A 24,182-nucleotide genomic window follows, 5' to 3' on the forward strand; every position below is an offset into this window, starting at 1 on the left:
CGCGAGGGCCCCGCTACCGGTCCGCGCCCACCTCGCGAAGGCCTCCCGACCGGTCCGCGAAGGCCCTGCGGCCGGTCCGCGCCCACCCTGCGACCGCCCGCGGTTACTGCGGGGTCGTCACCGTGACGTGCTCCCCGCTGCCGAGGTGCAGCATGCCCTTGCCGGGCTGGATCGGGCCGCCCACCATGGCCCGGGTGGTGCGGATGCCGATCAGCTCGCCGGAGCCGGACTCCTGCGGGGAGAGCAGGATGCCCCGGCGGGCCTTCTTGGCGTCGACCTGCCAGCCCGAGAAGCCGTCGCAGATCTCGTCCTCGTCACCGGCGATGACCACGGCGAGGCCCTCTTCGGTGCCGCGCTCCACGATCCGCTTGAAGACACCCTCGGCGTCGCAGTCGTCCAGCACCTCGGCGTCGTCGACGAGCACGACGATCGGCTCGGCCGGGGACGCCGACGACAGCACCTCCGTCAGCTCGTCCTCGTCCACGTCCCGCCCGGTGAAGACCTTCAACACACCGTCCCGGCCGTCGAGTTCACGCAGCGGGGACTGCCGGGGCGCGGCGACGACGATGCGTACGCCGTTGGCGAGGTAGGAGCGGGCGAAGCCCAACAGGGTCGTGGAGCGGCCGGACTTGGCGGGACCGCCGATCACGAAGGCCGGGACGCCCTGCGCCAGGTCCGGTCCGAAGGCGGTGAGTTCGTCGCCGCCGACGCCGACCAGGGCCCACAGCGGAGTGGCCGCCGCGGCCGGGGTACGCATCGCCCAGGCGTCCTCGAAGGAGATCCGGCTGGGCAGCACGTCCACCCGGAACGGGCGCCGGGAGCGCTCGACTTGGGCGTCGCGGGCCTCGGCCGCCTCGCCGATCGCGACGATCGCCGCGTTCTGGCCCTGCCCCGTGGTGTCCGCGGAGAGCAGCGCGAACTGCGTCTCGGCGGCCGTCTCGCTGCGGAAGGCGCGGCCGGGCGGGATCTCCTCGGGAACCTTGCGGGAGTTGATGTCCAGCATCGAGAAGTCGGCGCGGTCGGCGAGCCGCAGACCGTACTTGTCCTCGGTGAGGGAGGAGATCCGGCCGGCCAGGATCTGCCGGTCGCCGGTGAGGACGAGATGGATGCCGACGCTCGCGCCCTCCCGCATCATCACCATGATCTGGTCGGTGAGGTCACCGTGGTTCAGCTCGCCGAGGGTGGGCAGCCAGCCCTCCCAGCGGTCCAGAAGCAGCACGATGTGCGGCAGCCGTTCGGCCTCCGGCACGGCGGCCCGCTGCTCCCCGACGTCCGCGAACCCCCGGTCCGCGAGCAGCTCCTGACGGCGGCCCAGCTCACCGGAGAGGCGGGCCATGAGCCGTTCCACCCGCTCGGTCTGGTTGCGGCCGACGACCGCGCCGCAGTGCGGCAGCCGGGTCAGCGCGTTCAGCGCGCCGTTGCCGCAGTCGATGCCGTACAGGTGCACGTCGGCACAGGAGTTGGTGCGGGCCAGCGAACCGGCGATGGTGCGCAGCACCTGCGAGCGTCCGGTGCGCGGGGCACCCGCGATGATGAGGTGCCCGAAGGTCGCGAAGTCGACGGCGACCGCGCGGCGGGCCTGGTCGGCCGGCAGGTCCTCGACCCCGTACGCGGCGGCGGGCAGCGAACCCTGCGCCTGCACGGCCGGCACGTCGTCGAGCAGCAGCATGTCGTCGAGGGCGGGCAGCCACGGGGAGTGCTGGGCCGGGATCCGCAGGGCGGTGTTGGCCTCGCGGACGGCGTCGACGAGCACCTTCAGGTCGGTGATCTCGTCGTCCTCCTTCGCCTCGGACTTCGGCTTGCGCAGCGCGGCCCGCCCGAGGTCCTGCCAGGACAGCGCCCCGGCCCAGGGCGCGAGGGTGGCCGGGTCCGCGGCGCCCGGCCGCCGTCCGCCGACCCGCCCCGACTGGAAGGGGACCAGCGAGGCGTGCCCGAGCCGGACGTACGCCCGTCCCGGCGTGCTCTTCGCGATGTGCCCGGCGTCCGGCGCGTCGATGACGTCCGTCGACTCACCGGCGTCGGTCACGCGCAGCGCGATCCGGAGGTTGGTGTTGGCGCGGATCTCGGGCGACACGACACCGGAGGGCCGCTGGGTGGCGAGCAGGAGGTGGATGCCGAGGGACCGGCCGCGCTGGGCGATGTTCACGAGTCCGGTGACGAAGTCGGGCAGATCACGGACCATCGACGCGAACTCGTCGATGACGATGAGGAGTCGGGGCACCGGGGAGCGGGACGGATCTCTCTTGACGAGGTCCTGGTAGTCCTCGATGTCCTTGGCGTCGGCGGCGGCGAGGATGTGCTCGCGCCGCTTGAGCTCCGCCCCCAGCGACTCCAGGGCCCGCTCCACGAGGTGGGCGTCGAGGTCGGTGACCATGCCCACGGTGTGCGGCAGCTTCACGCAGTCCTTGAACGCCGAGCCACCCTTGTAGTCGACGAGCACGAAGGTCATGTTCTCGGGGGTGTTGGCGACGGCCAGCGCGGCCACGATGGTCTGCAGCAGCTCGGACTTGCCGGAACCGGTGGTACCGGCGATGAGCCCGTGCGGCCCGTCGCGCCGCAGGTCGATGCCGAACGGGCCGTCGTACGACTCCCCGATGACCGCCATCGTCGACTGCCCGCCCATCCGCCAGCGGGCGGAGATCGCGTCCCGCGTGGGCGGCTCCAGCTGGAGCACGTCGAGCAGCCGGCTGGCGGCGGGCAGGGCGGAGTCCTCGCTCTCGCCGCTGATGTCGCGGAGCGGGGAGAGCGAGCGGGCGAGCCGCCCGCACCAGGCGGCGGAGACGAAGTCGGGCCGTACGCCCAGCTTGCGCAGCGCCCCGCTCTGCTCGACGCGCAGCCTCAACTCCAGGTCCTGCGGAGCCTGCTCCTCGCCGCCGTTGCCGCTCTGGGGATGCCAGGCCTGGAAGGACGGGAACCCGCCGACCGCCTGCTGGGCCACGGGCGCCGCCTGCGCGGTCTCCTTGGTGGCCCGCGGCTCGGCGACCACGACCCCCTGGCACTCCCCGGGCAGGAACCGCTCCTCCTCGTCGAGGCAGAGGGAGCGGATGGCGACACCCGGCCCCTCCTTCAGCAGCCGTACGACACCGGGCATGGACCGCAGGCGCCGCGAGCCGTCCCACACGACGACGATGTCGGGGTCGGAGAAGGCCGGCCCGTCGGTCTTGCTCCGCCCGCCCTTCTGCAGGGCCTTCTGCCGGCCGTCGAGGAGCTGGGTGAGCTCGCCGACGCGGGCGCCGACGGTCTCGGAGTCGGTGCCGATGAGGACGTTCACGTCCTGCCCGCCGCCCGGCCGGGAGTGCGGCAGCCACCGCATCCAGTCCCAGCGTGCGCCGGCGTCGTTGTCGGTGAGGACGTAGAACTGCACGTCCATGGGGCTGTGCAGGACGGCGGTCTGGGCGACGGCCCAACGGCCCAGCGCATGCGCCGAGTCGCCCGGCCCGGCGACTCCGATCACCCCGAGGTCGCGCAGCGAAAGACCGACCGGGGCGTCCTCTATGTACCAGCGGACCTTGCGCTTGTGCTCGTCCTGCTCGGGGTCGTCGAGCTCGACCTCGGAGGGCACGCGTCCGGTGCCGAACCGGATCAGCAGATGGTCGGCGTCGGTGCGCCGCCGCTCCCACAGCCGCGTCCGCGGCCCGGTGCCGTACGTCAGCACGGCCGCCGGATCCGGCACCGCGGCCCGCCGCGCGGACCGCTCCGCGACGAGCGCCTCCTGCGCTTCCTCCTCGATCCGCGCCTTGTGCTCCTTGTACTCCTTGAGCTGCTTGGCGTGCGACTTCCGGCCGTGCTTCTTGTCCATGAAGTAGTTGCCGAAGAGCATGAGGGGGCTCATCAGCGCCATGATCAGGTAGTACCAGCGCCCGAACATCATCACGGAGACGACGGCACCGACGAGCGGCAGCAGCGCCATCAGCCAGGGCAGCGGCCGGGCCTCGTAGTCGCTGAGCGGGTTGGGCAGCGAGAAGTGCGTCTGCCGGTCGGCGGGGCGCAGCCGCGGGGGCCGGTTGTAGTCGAGACCGGCACCGTCGTCGGACCACTTGAGGGCGGCGTTGGGCGGGCTGTACCCGGCGATTTCGAGCAGCGTGTTGCCGAGGGCGAGTTGCGCCCCGAGCGGCCAGTCACCGCCGCTCTCCGCCTCCTCCCCGTCCAGCCGGGCGTCCTCGGTGTGTATCTGCACTTTGCAGGTGCCGTCGATGGCGATGGTGAGCGTGGCGGCGCGGGCGGGCAACTCGGGGTCCTCGACGCGGAGGTGGGAGGCGGGCCCGGTACCGATGTCGTACCGCCCGACCCCGAGCCGGTGCACGGCGCCGGCGGCCGGGCCGCCCGCGACCCGGAACTCCACCACACCGGTGGGCTCACCGAGCAGACACCCGGCGGGATCGTGGAGACTGACGACGACGCCGTCCCGCAGCGGCGAGCCGACGACGGTGGCGGCGGGGTCGAGGGCGTACCCGTCGACGTAGGCGAGCGGCCCGGACACCTGGACGGCGGCGGCCTGTTGGCGGTGCGCGCCGATGGGGATGACCTGGGCGCCGCCCTCGCCGGGATCCGGATACCCGAGACCGACCTGCCGGGCCAGCTCCCGCGCGACGTCTCCTACGGTGGACTCGGGATCCGCGTCGAGCACCACGTCGGCGGTGGCACCGCCGACCGGGTCGACCACGGTCAGACTCAGGCGCACGTTCCGTCCCCCAACACACCTAGAGCACCCAACACAGTGGAAGTGACCTTAGCCGTCCGCACTTTCCCGGGTGCAACGGGATGTGGACGGTTCACGGTTCCGCCGCACAAGGCCCGTGCGGTCGCACGCGTCACCCCCGTAGGATCTTTGCTCGTGCGGACGGCCATGCCATGGCCAAGGATCCGCGCGAACGGTGCCACGGGGGAAGGCCCTGAGGCCACACGAACGGGAGGGAGCCGTCATGGCCGGCAAAGACACGGATCTCACATATGCCGAGATGGAGAAGGTCGCAGGCGACCTGATCAAGGACATGCACGATCTTGAGGACAAGATCAAGAACGTCGAGAAGCGCGTCTCCGCCCTGGTGGAGAACGGCTTCACCACCCAGAAGGCCTCGGGAGCGTACGACGACTCCATGAAGGACTTCACCAAGGGCGCGACGAAGACGATCCAGGGCCTCCACGGCCTGTCCGACTTCCTGAAGAAGGCCAAGGAAGCGTACGAGCAGCTGGACGACTCGCTGGCGAAGCAGGCCAAGGGTTAGTAAAGTCCGAGGCCGCTGAACGACCGGGTGCGACGGAGCACGTGCTGTGCTCCGTCGCACTTGGCTGTCAGGCTTCGGTTGCCCGGGCCGCGCCCGGCTGCTGATGGCGCTTCAGATACGTGTGAAGCTCGCTGTCCCACTGCACGGTCGTCAGAGTGAGCCACGAGCCGTCCTTGAAACGCAGGACCAGCTTCTCGTTCCTGACCTTGAAGGCGAGGAGGGGGTCCGCAAGGACGGCTTCTTCGGTGGGTATCTCGGCGACGACCTGCATGAGGGCGTCGCGGCGGATCGACACCCGCTTGGGCGGAGCGGCCAGCAGGATGCGGTCCCCGGCGAGTGCGACAAGACGTTGGTGGTGGGAGGAATGGCTGTACCACTGCAGGAGGAGGCGGCCGGCCGCCCCGTTCCAGTCGCCGTCGAAGGTCTTGTCGAGGCCGAGCTCGACGACGGCCTCGTCACGCTGCTTCTTTTCGAGCTTCGCGGCGCGGTGACGCTCTTGTTCCCCGGTCGTCGACAGCATCCGCTGGAGGGCCTCCTCACCCGCGCCGAGGAGACCGAACAGTTTGCCGATGAAGAGCAAGGGCATGCCCAGCGCGACTCCGAGCATGCCCAGCGGCCTGATGAAGGCGGGACGCAAGGGCGCCGATCCGGCTGCCCGGTGCACTTCGGCAGGCGGTTCCGGGATCTTGCCGATCGTGCACCAGACCGCTGCGTCGGGCGTGACGCCGAGCCGGTCCCGCACGGTGTGGTCGGTACTCGCGGACAAACCCGTCCCACCTTCCATGTAGTTCGCCGGAGGAAGTCTCGCGGCAGTGTCTCATGTCCATGATGGGGGAATTTTCAATGGCCGACAGAATCAGGTACGACCTCGACATGATCAAGGGGTGCTCTCGAACACTGGGCAAGCTCCACAATGAGTTTGACCAGCACGGGAACCCTTCGGACGGTTACGAGGACGGACTTGGGCACAGTGGACTGAAAGACGCCTTCGACGAGTTCAGCACCACCTGGAAGAAGACGCGCAAGACCCTGTCGAAGGAACTGAAGAAGCTCGCCGATTACACCGGAGCGGCGGCCCAGAAGTACGAAGAGATCGACCATGAGTTGGCCAAGGCAATTGCCGACAACACGGGGAGGGGCAAGAAGTGAGTAGGCGATCCGGTGACTGGCCGCCGCTGTGGGACGAAGATCCCACTCCGGGAGACCCTGACGAAGTCGCCGCCCTCGGAGGCAAGTTGCGGCAGATGGCCGACACGATCGACGAGCAGGCGCGCGTGATCAAGGCCCTGTCCTCGGTGGAGGGCTGGGACAGTGACGCCGGCCGCGCCTTCAACGAGATCGCCGACGGCGCCGGAGACCGGCTCAAGAAGGCGTTCGAGCGGTACGACGAGGCGTCCAAGGCATTGGGCACCAAGGTGGCCGAAGGCGAATCCAAGGAGTTCGCCGGAGAGTTGCAGCGAGCGCAGAAGAAGGCTGACAAGGCCCTGACGGATTACCGCGAGGCCAAGTCCGATCACGATCTCGCCGATCGAGAAGTGAAGAAGTTCACGGACAAGTACCTCGTCAGTCAGATACCCGAGGCGGACAAGCCCGAGTACGAACGCTGGGAGAGGAAGCGCGACGACGCGCTGCATCGCATCGGTCAGGCGCGCAAGGAAGTCAAAGACGCCAGGGACATCTTCGACGACGCCGGGGACCGTGCCGCCCGCCACATCAAGGATGTGGTCCACCACGACTCGGTGCGTGACCCCGGCGGATTCATGAACTGGCTCGCCGACTGGGCCGACACGTTCTCCAATATCTCCGCGATCCTGTCCGTTCTGGCAGTCGTCTGCGCATTCATCCCGCCGTTGCAGTTCCTGGTTCCCGTCTTCGCCACCCTCGCGGTACTCACCAGCGCGGCGGCGCTGGCAGGGCACGCCTACGACATGACGGTGCGCGGTGGGAAGGTCAACTGGCTCAAGCTCGGCACCGACTTTCTGGGAGTCCTTCCCGGGCTCGGTGCGCTCAAGGGCTTCAAGGCTCTCTCTGGACTCAGAGGCATGGAAAAGTTCACGGCCCTCTTCAAAGCAGGCACCTTGGGCAAAGTGGGTGCTGGTGCTCTTGCCGGAGTCGGGCACAACTTCCTCAACGGTCTCAGCGTCGGCCTGACGAACAAGGTCCTTGCCCAAGGTCTCAAAGTCGGGCAGCGGCTCAACGTCGCCGGTCTTCCGGAAAAATTCGTCCCCATCGGTGGCAAGCAGATCACCGGGGTCATCAAGGGCAACGGTCTCGCGAGCGCGCTCCACAGGATGTTCAGCGGCGAGAACGGCGGGACCACCGGCTACCAGGAGCCGGAACCCACCAGGTCCACACCGACCCCGTCGCCGTCGCCTCAGCCTTCGCCGAAGCCGTTCCACGCGGCGCTGGCCGCGTAGGCGCTCTGAAGTCCGTTCAAGCCGCGTATCAAGAAGGTGATCCAGGTGAGCGACTCGACCGACCTCGGCGAATGGGAGTTCGTCGGCCGCAGGGGAGCAGAGACCGCGCGGCTCGTCCCGGGTGAGGTGATTGCCGCCGTCCCGGCCGCCAAGGCCTTCGCAGAGCGGTCGGGCAACGAACTCCGCTTCGACTTCCTGGACGACCGGCGGGTCCTTCGTATGCTCCGGCTTCGGCATGAGGACGAGACCGCGCTGTTCAACGCGGGGTTCAAGACCGGTGTGCCCCTGGCGCTCATCGGCTTTGGCGCGGCGGTGTACTGGGGCGGCGTGGTTCAGTTCTGGGAGTCGGATACCGCACGACTCGTCTATGCGGCCGCGGCCTGTGCCGTCGTACTGATCCTGCTCGCCGTCCTCGTACGCACTGCCGCTCTGCACTGGGGGAACCCTGTTCGCCAGAACCTCCGGGCCCGCGCGCGTGCCTACCGGGAGCTGGCGCATCTAGCGCGCAGAGGCGGGGCAGATGTACCCGCTCACTATCCGCACTACGGCCCGTATCCATTCGCGGCCACGTTCCGTCCCGAAGTGGACGAAGCAGAGACCGTCGATGGAGAAGGCCTGTCGTGAGCGCCGCAACAGCTGAAGAGAATGTTCAAGGTTCGCTCGGCGGCCCGGGCATCGATGTCCGCTGGATCATGCCGGAGGGGTTCTTCGAGATCCCGATGGACGCGGAGAGTCTGGACGAGACGGCCGAGCAACTCGTCGAACTGGCCCGTGCCGTGATGCCGGAGGCCACCTTCGAGGTGCAACTGGAGTGGGCGGTCATGGTCGCCGCGCACTACGACTCCTTCGTCGAGGCCGGGATCCAGTACTCCGGCTTCGTCATGACGGAGGTGGACGGGGCTCGGTGCACGGCGACGGTCGCCGTCAGCATGATCGACCTGGATGCGCGGGCCGGCACCCGCCCCGTCGCATTCCTGGGCTCGACGATCCGTCACCTCGACATGGGCCAGGTCAGCGAGATCGAGTTGCCCTGCGGTCCGGCCGTGTCCTGCATCGGCACCCGGAAGGGGAGCCTGCCCGGCAGCCTCACCGCCTCCGGGGCCGACGAACCGGTGGTGACCTCCTTCATCCAGGTCCAGATACCGCTCGACAACGGAACGGTCCTGGTCCTGGAGATGGGCACTCCCACACCCCAGGCCTGGGACGTCTTCTCGGCCATGTTCGCCGGTGTCGTGAAGAGCGTCCGCCTGTTCGACGACTCGGGCAAGCCGAGAGTGATGCCGGCGTGACCACGGAGCCCGACGCCACGGCACCTCCCAGGGACTACCGGCTTCTGGTCCCGCGGGACTGGTTCCGCATCGACCTCGCCCAGGAGCGCTGGCGTGCCCAGCTGAAGACGTTCGTCGACCACCAGGCCGACGGAAAGAACGTTCCGGCCGAGATCAAGCAGGAGACCTGGGCGACCCTGCGGAACACCGCTGAGGCCGCGGCCAGGACCGGTGCGCTGGAGTTCTTCCTGAGGCCGGAGCTGGAAGGCGGCGGCATTCTGCCTGCTTCACTCATCGTCTCCTTGATTCCCCGGCCCGGCGGACTGACTCCCGAGGACCTACGGGAGTCGTTCGAAGCGAAGGAACGGCAGAACCAGGCCGGGGCAGAGGTCTCGGCCGTCACCCTTCCGGCGGGGGAGGCGGTGCGCGTCGTCGGCCCGACGACGCTGGACCTGTACGTCCGGATGCCCGGGGGCGTCGGCTATCTGGCCCTGGCGTTCGCGGTGCCGCTCAGCGGAGTGAACGGCCCCATGCGCAGGCTCTGCGACTCGATCGCGGAGTCGTTGCGGTGGATCATGTGAGGGGCATCGGTTCGGATGCCGCGTTCTGTGGGGCCGGCGGAACGAAGCTCCGCCGGCCGCATGCCCCTGATCAGCGAACGACGGCCTGGATCTCCCGCACGGTGATGTCCTGCGTGGTTCCGAAGGTGCCGTCGGGCAGGTCGTCTCCCGTGTTGCCGGTACCCGTCCAGGAGATTTTCCAGGTGATCGTCGCCCGAAGCTTGAAGACGCCGTCACCGGAGGAGTGCAGGTACCGGATGCCGCAGGGCGGCGTCTTGCCCGCGTCTCCCTTGGCGTAGGGATGGCCGATGGAGCCGTCGGCGTTGAAGACGCACTCGCCGGAGGCGGGGAAGGTCTCGGCGTCCGCGGTGCCGGGTTCGAGCTTGAGGGCGACGGGCTTCGCGGTGGTCGTGGCCCGGATGTTGAAACCGGGGACGTCGATGGCCGCCGTGGCCTGCACCTCGTCGAAGACGGCCTTGTCGAGCCAGGCCCAGGTCGGCAGGTTCACCTTGGTGGTGGCCTCGGGCGCGAGGGTCACCTTGGTGTCGGGCAACTGCATGCGCTGGTACGCGAGGGCGGCGAGGATCTCCGGGCTGAGGGCCTCTTCGTACCGGGCCGGCGGGGCGTCGCCGTTCTCGACCCAGAACGGGAGGTCGTTACACGAACTCCGCTTGAGGATGTCGGGTTCGTCGGGATTCTCGACCGCAGCCCAGAACATCCCGTCGCCGTCCTTGTCGACGTTGTAGTCCTTGTAGCCGGGGGTGTCCGTCCAGCCGTACTCGTCCTCGTAGTGCCGCTGCATCTCACCGATCGCCGCACCCGCGGTACCGCCCATGCCGGGCGTGTTCTTGGCGCTGTCGATCTGCTCGGACATCTTCTTCTTGAAGTCCTTGGCACCGAGGTACGGGGCGTACCAGCACGGCGGCGGGGTCCAGTTGACGTCGGAGGACGTGACGTTTCCGGTGCTGCCGTCTTTGGTTACGGCGCCGGAGTACTGGATGCGGGCGGCGGCGTAGATGCTGGTGTTGTCCTTGCCGCCCGTCTGTTCTGTGTCGGCGCCCCTGCCCTTGCTCGACGGCCCTTGAGCGTAGGCCGGTTCCGCGAGGAGGAGGCTGAGCAGCAGAGTCAGTGCCCCGGCGCCGAGCAGTACGCGACGCGATCCGCTCACTGGCACTTCGCCGCCTTGGTCTGGACGTACACCTTGGACGCCTGCCACAGGTCATCGGCCGTGGGGAACTTGGCCATTACGATCTTGAAGTAGTCGAAGTCGGCGAGGCTGGGCTTGGTCTTCAAGACCTTCCCAGTCTTGATCTCCTTGCCATAGAACTTGGTTGAGTCCACGCAGAACGCCACCTCTACGGCCTGGCCGTTTGTGGTGGACCGGGTACTGACGTCGTAGTGACGCTCCGTGCCGGTCGCCGTCCAACCGCCCTTGATCCAGTCGTTGATCTGCACCTGTGCGTAGTGGAGCCCGTCCCCTGTGGCGTAGGTGGTCACCGCAGCGTCCTTGGTCGTGCGCTTGTCGATGCCCCGGTAGATGGAGCGGAGGAAGTTCGCGGCATCCTCCATCGCAGCCGCCTCGTTCTTGTCCTTCGGCTTGGGCCAGTCGAAGACCATGTTCAGGTCCATGTCCTTGGGCAGGGACACGTCCACGCCGTCCGGCTTGTCCTCTGCCGGTGCTCCCGAAGCTGATGCCGAAGCCGTCGGCGTCTTCGTCCCCTGGCCGACCCCGGCGATCTTGTCGTTGTCGCTGGCCTTGTCGTCCCCGCTGCCGCAGGCGGTCAACAGCAGCGCTGCGGTTGCCGCCAGTGCGGCAGCGGCGGGCAAAGTACGGCGCTTCACAGTGAACTCCCCGTGAGACAAAAGTCCATTCAAGAGGTCCGACGCTATCGGGGAGCTTCTCGGTTTCGCCAGCGCGAACTTCGCTGTGAATGGTGATAATCCTGGGCGCATGGGGTGCTCGGAGGTGTGAGCTGTGTCCTGATCGTGCCTGAACGGATGACGAGGTCGGACGCGTTCGTGTGCCGTGTCCGTGGCGCCGTACGGCGCGAGTTCCGTTTCGCTATCGCGGTGTCTTGCAGCTCGGACGGGCGTACGGCGGGTATGCCGATGCGTGCGGCAGCGGTTCGCCCCGACCGTCGGCCAGGATCTCAAGCCTGACGTGGTCCCCGGCTGCCTCACCCTGTGCGTCAACCTTGTGGATGCACAGGGTGAGTTCCGAGCGGTGGTGGGTGGAACGGAGGAGCCCGAGTGTGTCGGTCAGGAGCGGATGGTCGGAGTCTGTATGGCGGCGTGGGCGTTATGACCCGCGAACGCCTGCGGCTTCTTGCGGTTACGCCTGCCTTTCGCTCCTTACGTTCAGCGTTGCCCGCCCACGGGTGCCTTCGCTGTCCTTGTCGTCGTCCGCTCCGACGATGCGCAGGCCCCGGGACTCGGCGACGCGCAGCGCGTCGGTGAGGCACTCGGCGAGACGGATACCGGTGTAGCGAACCTCCGTGTACGGCGACATGGGGTCTTCCAGCACCAGGCGGGCACGACCGAGCAGGTCGGTTCCGGTGGCGAGCTGGGCGGCTTCCAGGTCGTCGGCGAGACGGGAGAGGTACCCGCCGTTGTTGTCCGTGACCAGGTAGCACGGCTTGCCCTCGGGGGTGGGCCAGGGGAGGAGGCGGGGGACGGCCAGGGCGTGCGGATGGCCCTGCGCGGTGCCGCTTGCGCAGTTGTCTGCCAGTTCCATCACGCAGCCACCTCCGGCGCGCCGATCACGTGCTGGTCGAGGTCGATCCCGAAGTCGGCGGCGAGTACAAGGGCGAGGCGGCGGCGCTGCTGGAGGGCGGCCTCGCGTTCGTGGGAGGCGAGATAGGGGCGGACGAGGGCGGAGTCGGTGCCGTCGAGGAGGGTGGCCAGGCCGTACGGCGAGCGGTGGCCGGGGAGGTCCAGGGGCGCGGTGGTGAGGGGGCAGCGTACGAGGGTGAGGTGGAGGTGGGGGAAGGGCGGACGTTCGGGGCGGCGGCGCCGTTTCCCGGTGCCGGGGGCGAAGAGGAGGCGCAGCCATTGGAGGGCGCGGGGGATAAGGTCGTGCATGTCGACGCTCCTTGTAAGCGTTGGCCGTGCCCCGGGAGGTCTAGCCACCTCGCCGGGGTCCTGTCATTTCGACCATACCGGTAACTGCGTCCCCCTGCACCCCTCAGATACATTCCGCGTCCCACTGCGGCGGGACGCGTTCTACTCCTGCGATGTGCGTAGGGCTGCGGCACGGTGGAGATATGACCGAGCTTCCGCGCTACGAGTACGTGAAACTCGCCGACGCCATCGCGGCGGACATCGCCTCTGGGAAACTGCCGCAAGGGGCCGCTCTGCCTGGCGAGCGCGCCATGACGGATCTGTACGGTGTGAGCATCGGCACCGTGCGCCGTGCCATCGTGGAACTCCGAAAGCGAGGGCTGGTCGCGACGCTACCCGCGAAGGGGACGTACGTCATCGGGGTGCCGGAGTCAGACGGTGACGCCCGCAAAGGGGGCGGATCGAACGTCTGAAGGGGCTGCGCACTGCACTGCGTGGCCCTTGCCACCCTGTTCACTGCCCTGTTCAACATTCGGCATCAGCAGCCCGCCACCCGCCCGCTTCTTCTCGGGTGTCGGCGCCGGGCGTACCGGCGTGCGGGCGCTCAGTTCGCCAAGGTCGACTCGTCGGTTCTGCCGTCACCTTGTCCTGACGAGCCCATGCTGTTCTCAGGAGCGGGGAAGGACACGGTCCGTAGGATCGCCACGGTTCCGTCGCAGAACTCCCCCCAGTATTCGGTGGATGCGGTATGAAGGGTGAAGACGGCGGTGTACGGGCCGGTCGGGAATGGAACGTGGACCTCGATCTGACCGGTCAGCAGCTTCCTGGGACGGCCGTCTGCCGTGATCGCTGGGTTGAGGCTCAGCTCGCGCAGGGTGACGCAGGAGACCGCAGGGCCGCAAGGCAGGTCCATCCAGCGGGCGTCGTTGAGGGGATCGCTACTCAGCGCGGCGAGGATGCCCTGCGCCGCGATCTCCGGATCCATCTGATCCGTCTGGACGGCGGCCACGGTGAAGGCGCATTGGACAACACCGCCGTCGTCCGCGGAGAACAGGCCCAGCGCGGAGTACGCGAGACCGCTGTCCGAGAGATATTCGGCGATGGCCTCGAAGTAAGGAGCCGCGGGGGTCCAGATGGTCTCGTCGCCCCGGGAGTACAGCTCGCGCACGAAGGTGTGGGCGAGTTCGGCGCGTTCCTCCGGGGTGCCGGCGAGCGGGAGCGCGAAGAAGCCGTCGGGGGCGACGAACGTCATTGGTGGGACAGGGCTGTCGTCGGTGTCCGGAGCGGGCGGAGGGACATCTGTGGGGGTGGCCATGGAAACTGTCCTGAAGTCGCGATCGGTCAGAAAGCGTAGTCGCCGGGCTGGGGCTTCACTTCTTCGCCGTCAGGGCCCATCAGACGGATCACGGCGATGCGCTGCCCGATCGGCGGGTCCTCTGGGCCCAGTTGTTCGGCGAGGAAGTTGCCGCTCGGCCGTCGGCTGACCACGGGGGGAGCGGCGAAGCCGCTCTCTGCGACCATGCCGTCGACTGTGCGGCGCTGCCCGGGCGTGAGTGCGTCGAGGGGAACCAGCTCGTTCGGGACGGTCAGGTAGCGGAACCACTCACCGGTGTGTACGTGAAGGCGGCACCAAGAGCCGTCGGTGAAGCGGATGACCGTATCCGCCTTGTCCCTGCTGTACGCCCTCCTCTCCACAGCCGCGATGTCACGGCGGTCGCACTCCCACAGGACCTCGGCATCGTTGGGGCGGCCACCCGGATACCCGATGAGGATGATTCGTTGGTCGGTGACGAACGCTTTGGTCTGATAAGAGGCGTGCCGACGACCTCGATCGAGCTGCCAGGGCAGCGTGCGGGCAAGAGTGTCCGGTGCAGCCCACATGACCGGGAAGTCCTCGACCTCGTTCTCCGGGTCCTCCGGTGGTGTTTTGACAGGGCCGGACGGTCCCTTGATGGTGCTGCCGGACCCGGCCAGGCTTTCAAGGCCACCCACGACCACTGCAAAGAGTCCGATCAGCCCGGACCGGCCGGCGGAACGAGCCTGGCCACGATTCTCGCTCCGCAGGGTGTACTTCGGTCCGTCGGGCCAGCCAGGGAGGGCACCCTGGATGTCGTTCCGCTCCGTGTCGCGGAACCAGCGCATGCCGGAGACCTTGGGGGCGACACCGGTGGCAAAGGTGACGAGGCACCGGGTGAGCAGTAGTTCTCCGGGACGAGGTTGCCAGGTAGTCATGCAGTGTGCCTTCGGTCGTCAGTGGGCGGTTGCGGCTTCGTCGAGGCGATCACCCGCGGTGAAGTGTTCATGCGCGGCACTGACGATACTGACCGCCTTCGGGCCGATCTTGAACGCTCCGTCGATGCCGCGGCCCAGTTTGCTGAACGGGTCGACAGCCATCTTCTCCGGCGTGAGTAGATTCCAGGACTTCGTGCCGAGTGTCTGTCCCTGCCGATAACCCGCGTTCATGACGCCGGCCAGGCGGTTCAGTTTCGTGCTGTCGCTTCCCACCAACCGCATCGGACTCTTGCCCCAGAGCGCTACGGTCTTCCCGAAGGATCCCACGCGTTTCCCGCCCATCACTGCCTCGGCCTTCTCACCGAAGGAGACGAAGTTCCGGGAGGCCGCCGGACCCAGATCCTTGAACCCGGCACCGAAGATCGTCTCCGCCGACTCCGCCACCCCCTTCTCGACCACCACGCCCTCCTTGCCGAAGGCGCCGATGCCCGGCAGTAGACCGAGTGCGTCCAGCCCCAGCTGCATCCAGGTGACGTCCGCTCCAGCCGCCATGGCAATCGAGTGGGACAACAAGGCCAGCCCGCTGGTGAGAATGGCTGCCGCACCGAAGATCGCTCCCAAGGGCTCGAAGGGGAGCGTGATGATGGCCAGAAGGCCGAGCACTGCTGTGAGGTCACTCAGAATGTCGCCGACCATCTTGATCAGGTCCGCGTGATCTTCCAGCCACTTCCCCGTGGCATTCCACGCATCCTCGATTCCGTGCCCCAGCTTGTCCCAGAAGCCCGGCTCGTCGGGCGCGATGTCGGCGGCCTTGTCGAGTTCCTTGCCGATCTGCCGGGCGGCTCGGCGGTATTCCTCTTCCAGTTCGTGGACCTTCTGGATGACCCCGTCCACCGCGCTGGACGCCTTGGCCAGTTCCATGCTGCCGTCGCTGCCGACCTTGGCCTGGGCGTCGGCCTTGGCGTCGAGTTTTTCTCCGGCGCTCTTCTCCAGCCGGTCCGCCCGAACCTGGAACTCGTGGAGGTCGTCGGCCCAGCGGTGCAGGGCACGGGAGGCCTTGTCGAAGGAGTCGTGGCTTTTTCGGACGAGCGGGGTGACGTCCTTGTCGATGTAGTCGGTGAACGTGATCGCGGTCTTGCCCTTCCAAGCCCCGCACTCGATACGTTCCAACTCGCCCAGCGCCGTACCCAGCTCGCCGGCCAGTTTGCCGAGCTGCTTGGCGAGGTCGCGGGTGTCCTCCACGCTGCCCGGCGTGGGGTCCCAGCCTATGTGGGGGAAGGCAGGCCGTTGCCCAGCCACGTCACTTGCCCTTCTGCTTCGGGGCCTTGAGGGACTCGGCCAGGTCCAGGTCGAGCTTGCCGAAGCTCTCCCCGATCTTGTTGATCATCTTCACCGCGCCCTGGGTGTGTTTGCCGAGCTGCTTGATGCCGTAGCCCCAGTCGTCGGCGAAGTCCTGTACGTCTTCGACGAGTTGCTTCTCGCCGACGGCCGAGGCGTCCGCGCTGCGGAGCGTGCGGCGGGTGGTCTCCATGCGGTCGCTGATGGACGAGAAGGTCCTCTTCAGGTCCTGGAAGATCGTGTCTTCGAGGCGCAGGTCACTCATGTCGGATTCCGCTCTCCCGGAGCGGCCCGGAGCCGGAACCCCGTGGGCCGCTCGTGTCTCGTCAGCGGTTGACCGCCTGGATTTCCTTCACGGTCACGTTCTGCTCGTAGGTGGACAGGCCGTCCGGCAGTCCCGGCTGCCGTGCGGGTCCGTCCGGGTCGGCCGAGTCCGTCCACGTCACCTTCCAGGTGATCGACGCCTTGAAGGGGTAGGTGCCGGTCCCGGACGAGTGGAGGTAGGTGACGTTGCAGGCCGCGTCCTTGCTGTCGACCGTGTAGCCGTTGTCGCCCTTCACCAGGCCGTACGTGCAGGTCTGCGGATCGGCGTCCGACGTGCCCGCGTCGACCCTCAGGGCCACGGGAGTCGCGACGGTCGTCGCGGCCATCCCGACGCCCTTGTAGTCGATGCTGGCGGTCGTCCAGACCCGGTCGAAGTCCCCCTCGAACTTCACCCGCGTACCGAGGTTCACCTTGAGCCGGTCGGGGTCCGGGCTCAGTACGACGGGGGGTTTCGGCAACTTCGTCGAGTTGTACGCGAGTTCGGAGAGGATCTCCGGGGTCAGCTGGTTGGGGTCCGCCTTCGGCCGAGCGGGCGGGACCCAGATCTCCCAGTTGGCAGGGGTCACGGGACAGGCGTCGGTGTAGTCGTCGTTGCGGAACTGCACCTGCCACCACAGCCCCTTGTCGCCCTTGTGGTAGCCCTCGTCGGCACGCTTCTTCGCGTAGCTCGCGGCCGGTTCCTGGGCGCCCTTGTACGAGGAGTCGATGAAGTTCTCGTACTCGTCCGGCGTGTACATCGGCTCGTACCAGCAGACGGGGGGCTTCCAGTTGGCGTCCGAGGACGTGGCCTTGGACGTGGAGCCGCCGGAACCGCCGGAACCGCCGGAACCGCCGGTCCTGCTCTGGTTGATCTGGATGTGGGCACCGATGGATCCGCTGCCGGAGCTGCCGCCCGAATCACCGCCGGAGTCGGCTCCCGGGTTCCCGCCGGGGTCGGCAGGAGGCTGTCCGCCGGTCCCGGTGTCATCACCTGTCTTGGGATCACCGGCGTAGGCCGGGAACCCGGCCCCCACTGCCACGACGAGGCCTGCGGCCACGGCCATCCGGACTCCGGCCCGAACTGCGCCGCGTCCTAGCCCTGGACGCATGCCGCGTCCCCCTTCTTCCAGTTCTGCTGGGTGACCTGCCAGTCACCGGCGGAGTCCCGGGCGGCTTGAAGGGTGTACAGGACGAAGTCCTTGTTGCTCGGCTTGGTACGCAGAACCTTGTTCGTCTTGATTTCCTTGCCGTACGCCGTGCTCTGGTCCTCGCAGTAACGGGCGGCCGCAGTCTTGCCGTTCGCGACGTCGGTGACCTCGAAGTCGTAGTACCGGTAGTGACCCGTGAGCGTGAGGCCCTGCTTCTTGAGGGTTGCAACACGCTGGGACCAATAGGTGAAGGCCGCCCCACCGAAGTAACGGCTCATGTTGGTGGTCTTGCCGTCGCCCTTGCCGAAGGCCTCGATATTGGCCTGGGTCGAGTACGCCACGTCGCGCAGGATCGCGTCCTTCGTGTCGTCTCCCGTGGACTGCCGGTCAACCGTCACCGTGATGTCCGACGGAAACGCGAACGTCGGCGCGTTCTTGTCGACCGAGGCGGAGGGGGACGGTGACGGAGAACCCGACGCTTCCGTCCCGGCCCCCGTGATCTTGTCGTTCTTGTCCTTGGCGCTGTCGTCCCCGCCTCCGCACGCCGTCAGCAGCAGAGCTGCGGTCGCGGCGAGCGCGGCGGCAACGGGCATGGTGCGGCGCTTCACTGTGGACTCCCCCGTGAGAATGAAGTTCGGCAAGACTGCAAACGGTATCCGTGAGGTCCCGGGTTTCGCCACCGCGAACTTCACTGTAAACATGGTGATTGCGGACATTCGGGGTGTCCACCGGAGGGGGCGGCCCGTGGTGGTGGCGTGCCGTGTCACCGACCCGGAGCGGACGCGTGGACCTTGTGGAGGTTGCGTTGACCTGACGTGGACGTCACTCCTCCTTTGAGCTCCCTTTGCGGTCCATTGGTTGTAGCCCCCAAAACCCTCGACACACAGTGACCCTGGCCCTCTGCGTCTCGCGGGGCGGTCGGTAGGCAGGTGTTCACGGGGGTAGCGGTGGCGGACCACGTCAAGGTGTCCACGAGTGAGTTGCGGGAGATCAGCAGATCTGTCGCGAAGTTGAAGTCCAACTTTGAACATGCGAAGGATCTCGTCGACTCGTACGGCTCCGAGATCGGGTCAGGCGAGGTGGCCGATGCCCTCGGTGACTTCGCGGACGACTGGAAGAAGAAGCGCAAGCAGCTCTGCGACGGGCTGGAGTTCCTCGGCAAGACCGCGGGCGAGGCGGCGAAGGCCTACGACGGGGTCGATCAGCATCTTGCCGACGCGCTGGTCAAGGCTCAGCCGGGGGACAAGTGAGCGATCACGACTTCGCCGGCGTCGACTGGCAGACGGCCCGGTACGACGACAGGGAGTTCACGCCGGGGGACCCGTACGAGGTGGCCCGGCTCGGGAAGCGGATCTCCGACACCGCCCGGCTGATCGAGGAGCAGGCCGGCAAGCTGAACAACCTCGTCGACGGGAACGGGTGGGACTCGGACGCCGGGAAGGCGTTCACCGCGAAGACCGGGGACACCGTCAAGCTGCTCGGCCAGTCGCATCGGCGGTACGCGGCGGCGGGGGCGGCGCTCGGTTCCTCCGTGCCGTACGAGCCCATCGCCGACACCGTGCGGGAGAACTGGGCCACCGCCCTCAACCACGCGCAGAATCGCGTGCGTTCGGCGCTGAAGAAGGCCGCGGCTGCCGATGCCGACAGCGGTAACTACCAGAAGCAGATCGACCAGCATCCGTCCGGTGACGACAACCACCCGGACAAGCAGAAGCTGAAGCGGCAGAAGGAGGCCTCGGACGGGGATCTCGACGCCGCGAAACGCGAGATTCGGGCCGCGCTCGACTACCGGGACACGCAGGCCGGGTACGCCGCCAAGGCGATACGGGACGCCGTCGACGGCGACGGGCTGAAGGATCCCAAGCACCACTGGTGGGACGGCTGGCAGGACTGGGTCGCCGACATCGGGCACTGGGCCGGGGTGGCCGCGGCCGTGCTGGGCGTGCTGGCCCTCGCGCTCAGCTGGGTGCCGATCCTCGGCGAGGTGCTCGGCGCGCTGGCGCTCATCGCCTCGGTCGTCGCCCTGGTCTGCGACACCGTTTCGGCGCTGGACGGCAAGGGCACCTGGCTGGACGTCGCCATCGACGTCATCGGCGTGCTCTCCTTCGGCGCAGGGCGGGTCCTGGGGACGACGGCCAAGGAGGCGGCCATGGCCGCCCGGGGCGCCTCCGCCGTCAAGGACCTGCAGCTGGCCCGGGAGGTCGGGCTGAATCCGACGGCGGCCCGGGAACTCGCCGAGACGCTCAACGGGGTCAAGCCCGGAGAGATCGGCAAGGCGCTGTCCGAAGGGCCCACGAAACTCCTGCCGCGGATGCGTTCGGTGGTCAAGGAGTCGCTGAACCTCAAGGCGTACGCGACCGACATCCGCGATGCCCCCGCAGTGCACCGGGCGGCCAAGGCCTTCGCGGAATCGGCGCCCAAGCTGTCGGAGATCGGGGACTCCTCGTTCAAGACCATGGCCGGTCAGGCCAAGGCCCTCTACTACGGCAGCCAGGTGCTGCCGCTCCTGGCCGGCTGGTCGAACCTGGCACACACGCACTCCAGCGAGCCGTGGGCCACGGGGCCGAACTTCCTCCAGGGGACGAAGGAGATTCCGGGCATCGGGGCCGGCGGAACACCGTTCTACAACTGGCACTGGAGCACCAGCGGCTGACTTGGTCGGCTGTCGGAATCCCAGAGCGGAAAGAGCAAGGATCACGTGGCGAGTGACGACGAGCGGTCCGTCGACGAGTTGTTCGCGGAACTACCGGAAAAATGGCAGCGGTCGCTGGAGGAAGTGGGGATGGGGCTGCCGGAGCTGCGCCGTATCGCGGCGGGCCCGGACGGCATGCGGCGGGTACGCATGATCCTCGCCGAGTTCTCCGACGCCGTCACCAATCCTCGTCCGGCGCGGGCCGGATACGGCGGCTACGGCGGCGGAACACCGGTGTGGCCGTGGGCCCGGCTGCTCCTGGTGGCCGTCGTGTCGGTCGTCGTCTGTCTGCTCTCCAGCCTGTTCATCGGCAAGGCGGCGGCGTTCGTCGGGCTGCTGCTCGGACTGCCGGTCATCTGGGTGGCCTTCAAGACCCGTGACTCCCGAGGGGCCCCCGTCGCCCGGTACGTCACCGCGGCCGCCTATCTCGTGCTGGTCCTGGCCGGCTCGTACTTCGCCAACGCCTGGTACCTGCAGCTGCGCGGGGTGGAGCAGACGGTCACCATCGCCACGCCGACCCACCAGTGGACGCACGGGACCCGTGAGACGTACTGCAGGGTCCGGCTGCGGGACGGGTCGGTCCACGAGGTGATCGACAACAAGGAGAACTGTGCCGACCGGGTCGGGCAGACGACCACGGCCGTCGTCGACCCGGCAGGTCACTACAAGCCCTCCCTCGGTACCAAGTCCGCGATCGGCGGAGTCCCCGAGGGCTACGTCTGCCTGGGCGCCGCCGTGGTGCTCGTGCTGGCGCCGGTGACGGTCGTGGCCATGGGACGGCGGAAGCGGTACGACCAGGCGATCGGGTCGGCGATATGACAGGCGGGACTGCCCGTACGGCCACCGCACCTCCCTCCGACTACCGCCTCGCCGTTCCCGAGGAGTGGGAGCGGATCGTGCTCGATCCCGAGCGGTGGGCGCACCGTATCGACAAGGTCGTCAAGCGGGGGCTGCGGCGCACCCACGCCACCCCGCAGCTGGAGGCCGCGCTCGCGGAGCGGATGCGGGAGCAGGCCGAGGCAGCGCACGCCAACGGCGGCGTCGAGATGTACGTCATGAACCAGGTCCTCGGCCAGGTCCCGGTCTCCGCAGGCCTGGTCGTCACCCTGCTGCGGCCGGCCCCCGGCACCGAGGCCGGAGACCTCGGGGACATCGCCCGCTCCCTCGCCCTGCGTACGACCGCGGAGGCGGCGGACGTCACCCTCGTCGACCTCCCCGCCGGTCCCGCCGTACGCCACCGCTATCTGCGCCGCCCGGCCGCCGACGACCCCGACGGCAACAAGCTCGCTGTCACGCACCTGGACGTCTACCTCGCCGTCCCGAACGGCGACCAGCGGCTGCTGCTCTCCTTCTCGACGCCGATGGAGCCGCTGGCGGACGCCCTGGTCGGCCTCTTCGACGCTGTCGCCCGCACTCTGCAATGGATGGCCTGATGCCCGACTTCGCCGCGTCCACGGTGCGTATGAAGGTGCCCGAGGACGCCGTGTCCCTGCCGGTGCGCGTGCCGGAGGCCGACCTGCACACATGGGCCGCGGAGGCCGCCGCGCGCCGCGTCGGCCCGGACGGCGACCCGAAGCTGCTCGGCGCCCTCGCCGCCGAACTCCGGGAGGCCGCCGCCGACTCCCGTGGGCGCGGGCCGGTCACCGCGCTGTCGTACGTGCCGGAGCCGCGGCTCGGGGAGCTCGCCCGGATCGAGTTGTCGGCGCTGGTCGCCGACGACACGTACCCGGCCCTGACCGTCGACCTCCTCCGGCGCTTTCTCGCCGCCCCCACCGCCGACTCCTACCGGCCGCCCGAGGCCGAGCTCCGTACCCTGCCCGCCGGGCCCGCGGTGCGCGTCCGGCACGCGTACGTCCGGGACGTCGGCAGGGACGGGCTGGGGACGATCATGGAGACGTGTGCGTACGGCATCCGGGCCGACGAGACGTGGGGGCTCGTCCTGCTGACGTCCTGGCAGGCACCGGTCCACACGGACGCCCTGTGCGAGCTGACCGACGAACTGGCACGGACCGTACGGGTCACTGACTAGTCGAGTCGGAAGGGCGGGCCGCGGTCAGGCCGCGGACCAGGCCCTCGCCCTCCAGGGACGTCAGGCGGCACCAGGAGCCGTCGGCGAACACGACCCGGAAGTCGCGTCCGCCGACGGAATACGGACGCCGCTCGACCGCGGCCACCGTGCTCAGGTCCGTCTCCCACAGGACTTCCTCCCAAGGGTCCCTGGGATCCTGAAGGCCGCCGAGGACCAGCAGGCGGCGGTCGGTCAGGACCAGGTGGGTGACGTCCGTGTCGGGGCGGCGGGCCGGGTCGAGTTCCCAGGGGAGGGTACGGGCGGTCGTGCCGGGGGCGGCCCACAGCACCGGGAAGTCCGTCTCCTCGTTCTCCGGGTCCTCGCTCCTGCCCAGCGAGCCGGAGCCGCGGGAGCCGCCGCCGGAGGGCACGTTGCCGTCGAAGATCACGGCTACAGCCAGGACGCCGAGGAGGAACACGCCGCCGAGGACGACTCGCACGACGAAGCCGATCCTCGACTTGAGCCGGTATGCCGGGCCGGCCGGCCAGTCCGGCAACTCGCCCTGTATGTCGCGCCGTTCGGTGTCGCGGAACCAGCGCCTGCCCTGGACCCGGTCCGCCGCGCCGGTCGCGAAGGACACCGGGGCGCGCGCCACGAGCCCCTCGCCCTCCGGGGGTTGCCAGGAGTGGCGCTGCGGCACGGTCACGGTCTGCCATCCTCACGGTCGTTCACGGCGGCGAAACCCCTCGCCCGGCCGGGTGATCCGTGATCCTAGTCGGGGCGCCGTCCGAAACCGGCCGCCGTCGTGAGCACTTCGTGCAGGCCTCATGGGCGCACGGTGACGGCGCCGGGCATCGACCGGCCGCGATCAGGGCGGGGAGGATTCACCGGCGCACACTCCGGCATCCCTTGATGTGACCAGAGTCCCAACCACCGCGCAGGCCACCGCCGTTGCAGATCGCAACGACGATTTCAGTGAGGTCAAGGAGTCCGGCCGCGCCTTGAGGGGCTTATGTGCGGCTGATACGGTGCGAGCGCTTGACACTCACCCCGCGGCCGAGTATTTGGCCGGATCGGGGTGATTGGTGTGGAGTGTCCGCTTGCGCTGTGCCGGTAGGTGCGGTGACGAGCGTCGACAGGTTTTCAGAGTTCTTGACAGACACTGTCTTGGCTGTAACGGGGAGCGGTTGCGTGAAGATCCAAGAGCGTACGGGGGCGGGCGCCGGTCGTTCCGCCGGACCGGCTCAGCCTTCGGTCGGTGACCGGCTTCCCACCGCCCCGCGTGAACGCAAGCCCGCTCTGGCCGCGCTCGCGGTGCTGCTGATCCTGCTCGGCGCGCTGGGGGCGACGACCCTCGTGCTGCAGGCCGGTGACCGGATCGAGGTCATCAAGGTGACCGCCGACATCCAGCCCGGCGAGTCCGTCAACAAGGACAACGTGACGTCCGTGCTGGTCGCGGCCGACGACAGCATCAACTACGTCAAGTGGTCCCAGCTCGGCAGCCTGGAGTCGTACAAGGCCAAGACGACCATCTACAAGGACACGGTCGTCATGGGGCAGATGTTCGACAAGGGCAGCACCCTCGCCGCAGGCAAGGCCACCGTCGGCCTCTCCCTCAAGGAGGGCCAGTACCCGGTCGGCCTCAAGAACGGCGACATCGTCGCCGCCTACCGCGTCAGCAGCAACGGCTCCTCCACCACCGGCAGTTCCTCCTCGTCCTCCGACGGCAGCGACTCCCCGATCGTCGACCGGGCCCGGGTCAGCTACGTGCCGGACGTCAAGAACGGCGACAGCTCCCTCGTCAGCAGCACCAACCTCGCCGTCACGCTCACCGTCGACAGCGGCGACGCCGCCGTGCTGGCCCAGGCCGCCGCCACCGGTTCGGTCGCCCTCGTCCTCGTACCCGGCACCGGCAACTAGAAGGCGGCCCC

Annotated in this window: 26 protein-coding genes; 13 read left to right on the forward strand and 13 right to left on the reverse strand. The window is 68.5% G+C overall.

Annotated features, from left to right (window positions below; all coding sequences use genetic code 11):
• Positions 1–103: 103 nt before the first annotated feature.
• Complete coding sequence (locus ACGF5O_RS39965; RefSeq protein WP_393814846.1) at positions 104–4,681, reverse strand: FtsK/SpoIIIE domain-containing protein; 4,578 nt, start codon at positions 4,679–4,681, stop codon at positions 104–106.
• Positions 4,682–4,922: 241 nt separating this feature from the next.
• On the opposite strand from ACGF5O_RS39965, the gene ACGF5O_RS39970 reads away from it, so the two are divergent.
• Positions 4,923–5,225: a WXG100 family type VII secretion target gene (locus tag ACGF5O_RS39970; RefSeq protein ID WP_358918953.1), complete on the forward strand. Its 303-nt coding sequence runs from the start codon at positions 4,923–4,925 to the stop codon at positions 5,223–5,225.
• 67 nt (positions 5,226–5,292) lie between these two features.
• On the opposite strand, the gene ACGF5O_RS39975 is transcribed toward ACGF5O_RS39970, so the two are convergent.
• A complete protein-coding gene (locus ACGF5O_RS39975; RefSeq protein ID WP_393814847.1) occupies positions 5,293–5,967 on the reverse strand; it encodes a hypothetical protein in 675 nt (224 codons plus the stop codon).
• 101 nt (positions 5,968–6,068) lie between these two features.
• Here ACGF5O_RS39975 and ACGF5O_RS39980 point away from each other — a divergent pair, with 101 nt between their 5' ends.
• The 5 genes from ACGF5O_RS39980 to ACGF5O_RS40000 are packed head-to-tail and all read left to right on the forward strand — an operon-like array spanning position 6,069 to position 9,491.
• Positions 6,069–6,374: a WXG100 family type VII secretion target gene (locus ACGF5O_RS39980; RefSeq protein ID WP_393814848.1), complete on the forward strand. Its 306-nt coding sequence runs from the start codon at positions 6,069–6,071 to the stop codon at positions 6,372–6,374.
• Complete coding sequence (locus ACGF5O_RS39985) at positions 6,371–7,642, forward strand: putative T7SS-secreted protein (RefSeq protein WP_393814849.1); 1,272 nt, start codon at positions 6,371–6,373, stop codon at positions 7,640–7,642. Before ACGF5O_RS39980 ends, ACGF5O_RS39985 begins: the two co-directional genes overlap by 4 nt.
• A 45-nt stretch (positions 7,643–7,687) precedes the next feature.
• A complete protein-coding gene (locus ACGF5O_RS39990; RefSeq protein WP_393814850.1) occupies positions 7,688–8,266 on the forward strand; it encodes a hypothetical protein in 579 nt (192 codons plus the stop codon).
• Positions 8,263–8,931: a hypothetical protein gene (locus ACGF5O_RS39995; protein ID WP_393814851.1), complete on the forward strand. Its 669-nt coding sequence runs from the start codon at positions 8,263–8,265 to the stop codon at positions 8,929–8,931. The genes ACGF5O_RS39990 and ACGF5O_RS39995 overlap by 4 nt, the downstream gene beginning before the upstream one ends.
• Positions 8,928–9,491, forward strand: a complete 564-nt coding sequence (locus ACGF5O_RS40000) for a hypothetical protein (protein ID WP_393814852.1) — start codon at positions 8,928–8,930, stop codon at positions 9,489–9,491. The genes ACGF5O_RS39995 and ACGF5O_RS40000 overlap by 4 nt, the downstream gene beginning before the upstream one ends.
• A gap of 70 nt (positions 9,492–9,561) precedes the next feature.
• Here ACGF5O_RS40000 and ACGF5O_RS40005 read toward each other — a convergent pair whose 3' ends face one another.
• From ACGF5O_RS40005 to ACGF5O_RS40020, 4 genes are all read right to left on the reverse strand, one after another.
• Entirely contained in the window at positions 9,562–10,644 is a 1,083-nt protein-coding gene (locus ACGF5O_RS40005) for a hypothetical protein (RefSeq protein WP_393814853.1), read from the reverse strand.
• Complete coding sequence (locus ACGF5O_RS40010) at positions 10,635–11,312, reverse strand: hypothetical protein (protein ID WP_393814854.1); 678 nt, start codon at positions 11,310–11,312, stop codon at positions 10,635–10,637. Before ACGF5O_RS40010 ends, ACGF5O_RS40005 begins: the two co-directional genes overlap by 10 nt.
• Before the next feature lie 490 nt (positions 11,313–11,802).
• Positions 11,803–12,204, reverse strand: coding sequence for a hypothetical protein (locus ACGF5O_RS40015; protein ID WP_393814855.1), 402 nt, complete (start codon positions 12,202–12,204; stop codon positions 11,803–11,805).
• A complete protein-coding gene (locus tag ACGF5O_RS40020) occupies positions 12,204–12,551 on the reverse strand; it encodes a hypothetical protein (RefSeq protein WP_393814856.1) in 348 nt (115 codons plus the stop codon). The genes ACGF5O_RS40015 and ACGF5O_RS40020 overlap by 1 nt, the downstream gene beginning before the upstream one ends.
• Before the next feature lie 182 nt (positions 12,552–12,733).
• On the opposite strand from ACGF5O_RS40020, the gene ACGF5O_RS40025 reads away from it, so the two are divergent.
• Entirely contained in the window at positions 12,734–13,003 is a 270-nt protein-coding gene (locus ACGF5O_RS40025) for a winged helix-turn-helix domain-containing protein (RefSeq protein ID WP_393814857.1), read from the forward strand.
• Between the two features lie 131 nt (positions 13,004–13,134).
• On the opposite strand, the gene ACGF5O_RS40030 is transcribed toward ACGF5O_RS40025, so the two are convergent.
• The 6 genes from ACGF5O_RS40030 to ACGF5O_RS40055 all read right to left on the reverse strand — a co-directional run bounded on the left by ACGF5O_RS40030 (position 13,135) and on the right by ACGF5O_RS40055 (position 18,267).
• Positions 13,135–13,782, reverse strand: coding sequence for a hypothetical protein (locus tag ACGF5O_RS40030; protein WP_393814858.1), 648 nt, complete (start codon positions 13,780–13,782; stop codon positions 13,135–13,137).
• 89 nt (positions 13,783–13,871) lie between these two features.
• On the reverse strand, positions 13,872–14,762 hold the full coding sequence (locus tag ACGF5O_RS40035; RefSeq protein ID WP_393814859.1) for a hypothetical protein: 891 nt from the start codon (positions 14,760–14,762) through the stop codon (positions 13,872–13,874).
• A gap of 18 nt (positions 14,763–14,780) precedes the next feature.
• Entirely contained in the window at positions 14,781–16,004 is a 1,224-nt protein-coding gene (locus ACGF5O_RS40040; RefSeq protein ID WP_393814860.1) for an enoyl-CoA hydratase/isomerase family protein, read from the reverse strand.
• A 58-nt stretch (positions 16,005–16,062) separates the two neighbouring features.
• Complete coding sequence (locus tag ACGF5O_RS40045) at positions 16,063–16,365, reverse strand: hypothetical protein (protein WP_393814861.1); 303 nt, start codon at positions 16,363–16,365, stop codon at positions 16,063–16,065.
• A 61-nt stretch (positions 16,366–16,426) separates the two neighbouring features.
• A complete protein-coding gene (locus tag ACGF5O_RS40050; protein ID WP_393814862.1) occupies positions 16,427–17,467 on the reverse strand; it encodes a hypothetical protein in 1,041 nt (346 codons plus the stop codon).
• Between the two features lie 29 nt (positions 17,468–17,496).
• Positions 17,497–18,267, reverse strand: a complete 771-nt coding sequence (locus ACGF5O_RS40055) for a hypothetical protein (RefSeq protein WP_393814863.1) — start codon at positions 18,265–18,267, stop codon at positions 17,497–17,499.
• Positions 18,268–18,498: 231 nt separating this feature from the next.
• On the opposite strand from ACGF5O_RS40055, the gene ACGF5O_RS40060 reads away from it, so the two are divergent.
• Genes ACGF5O_RS40060 through ACGF5O_RS40080 form a run of 5 tightly spaced genes read left to right on the forward strand, consistent with a single transcriptional unit; the run spans position 18,499 to position 22,272 of the window.
• A complete protein-coding gene (locus tag ACGF5O_RS40060; protein WP_366890171.1) occupies positions 18,499–18,801 on the forward strand; it encodes a type VII secretion target in 303 nt (100 codons plus the stop codon).
• A complete protein-coding gene (locus ACGF5O_RS40065) occupies positions 18,798–20,204 on the forward strand; it encodes a hypothetical protein (protein ID WP_393814864.1) in 1,407 nt (468 codons plus the stop codon). Before ACGF5O_RS40060 ends, ACGF5O_RS40065 begins: the two co-directional genes overlap by 4 nt.
• A gap of 45 nt (positions 20,205–20,249) precedes the next feature.
• Positions 20,250–21,062, forward strand: a complete 813-nt coding sequence (locus ACGF5O_RS40070) for a hypothetical protein (RefSeq protein ID WP_393814865.1) — start codon at positions 20,250–20,252, stop codon at positions 21,060–21,062.
• Positions 21,059–21,676, forward strand: coding sequence for a hypothetical protein (locus ACGF5O_RS40075; RefSeq protein WP_393814866.1), 618 nt, complete (start codon positions 21,059–21,061; stop codon positions 21,674–21,676). The genes ACGF5O_RS40070 and ACGF5O_RS40075 overlap by 4 nt, the downstream gene beginning before the upstream one ends.
• Positions 21,676–22,272 carry a hypothetical protein gene (locus ACGF5O_RS40080; protein WP_393814867.1) on the forward strand — a complete coding sequence of 199 codons (597 nt, stop codon included), beginning with the start codon at positions 21,676–21,678 and terminating at the stop codon, positions 22,270–22,272. Before ACGF5O_RS40075 ends, ACGF5O_RS40080 begins: the two co-directional genes overlap by 1 nt.
• On the opposite strand, the gene ACGF5O_RS40085 is transcribed toward ACGF5O_RS40080, so the two are convergent.
• Positions 22,262–22,957, reverse strand: coding sequence for a hypothetical protein (locus ACGF5O_RS40085; protein WP_393814868.1), 696 nt, complete (start codon positions 22,955–22,957; stop codon positions 22,262–22,264). The genes ACGF5O_RS40080 and ACGF5O_RS40085 overlap by 11 nt on opposite strands.
• Positions 22,958–23,442: 485 nt before the next feature.
• Between ACGF5O_RS40085 and ACGF5O_RS40090 the strand changes: the two genes are divergently transcribed.
• Positions 23,443–24,171: a hypothetical protein gene (locus ACGF5O_RS40090; RefSeq protein WP_393814869.1), complete on the forward strand. Its 729-nt coding sequence runs from the start codon at positions 23,443–23,445 to the stop codon at positions 24,169–24,171.
• The last annotated feature ends 11 nt before the right edge of the window (positions 24,172–24,182 follow it).

The organism is Streptomyces sp. NPDC048291, from assembly GCF_043201715.1.
Taxonomy (GTDB): Bacteria; Actinomycetota; Actinomycetes; order Streptomycetales; family Streptomycetaceae; genus Streptomyces.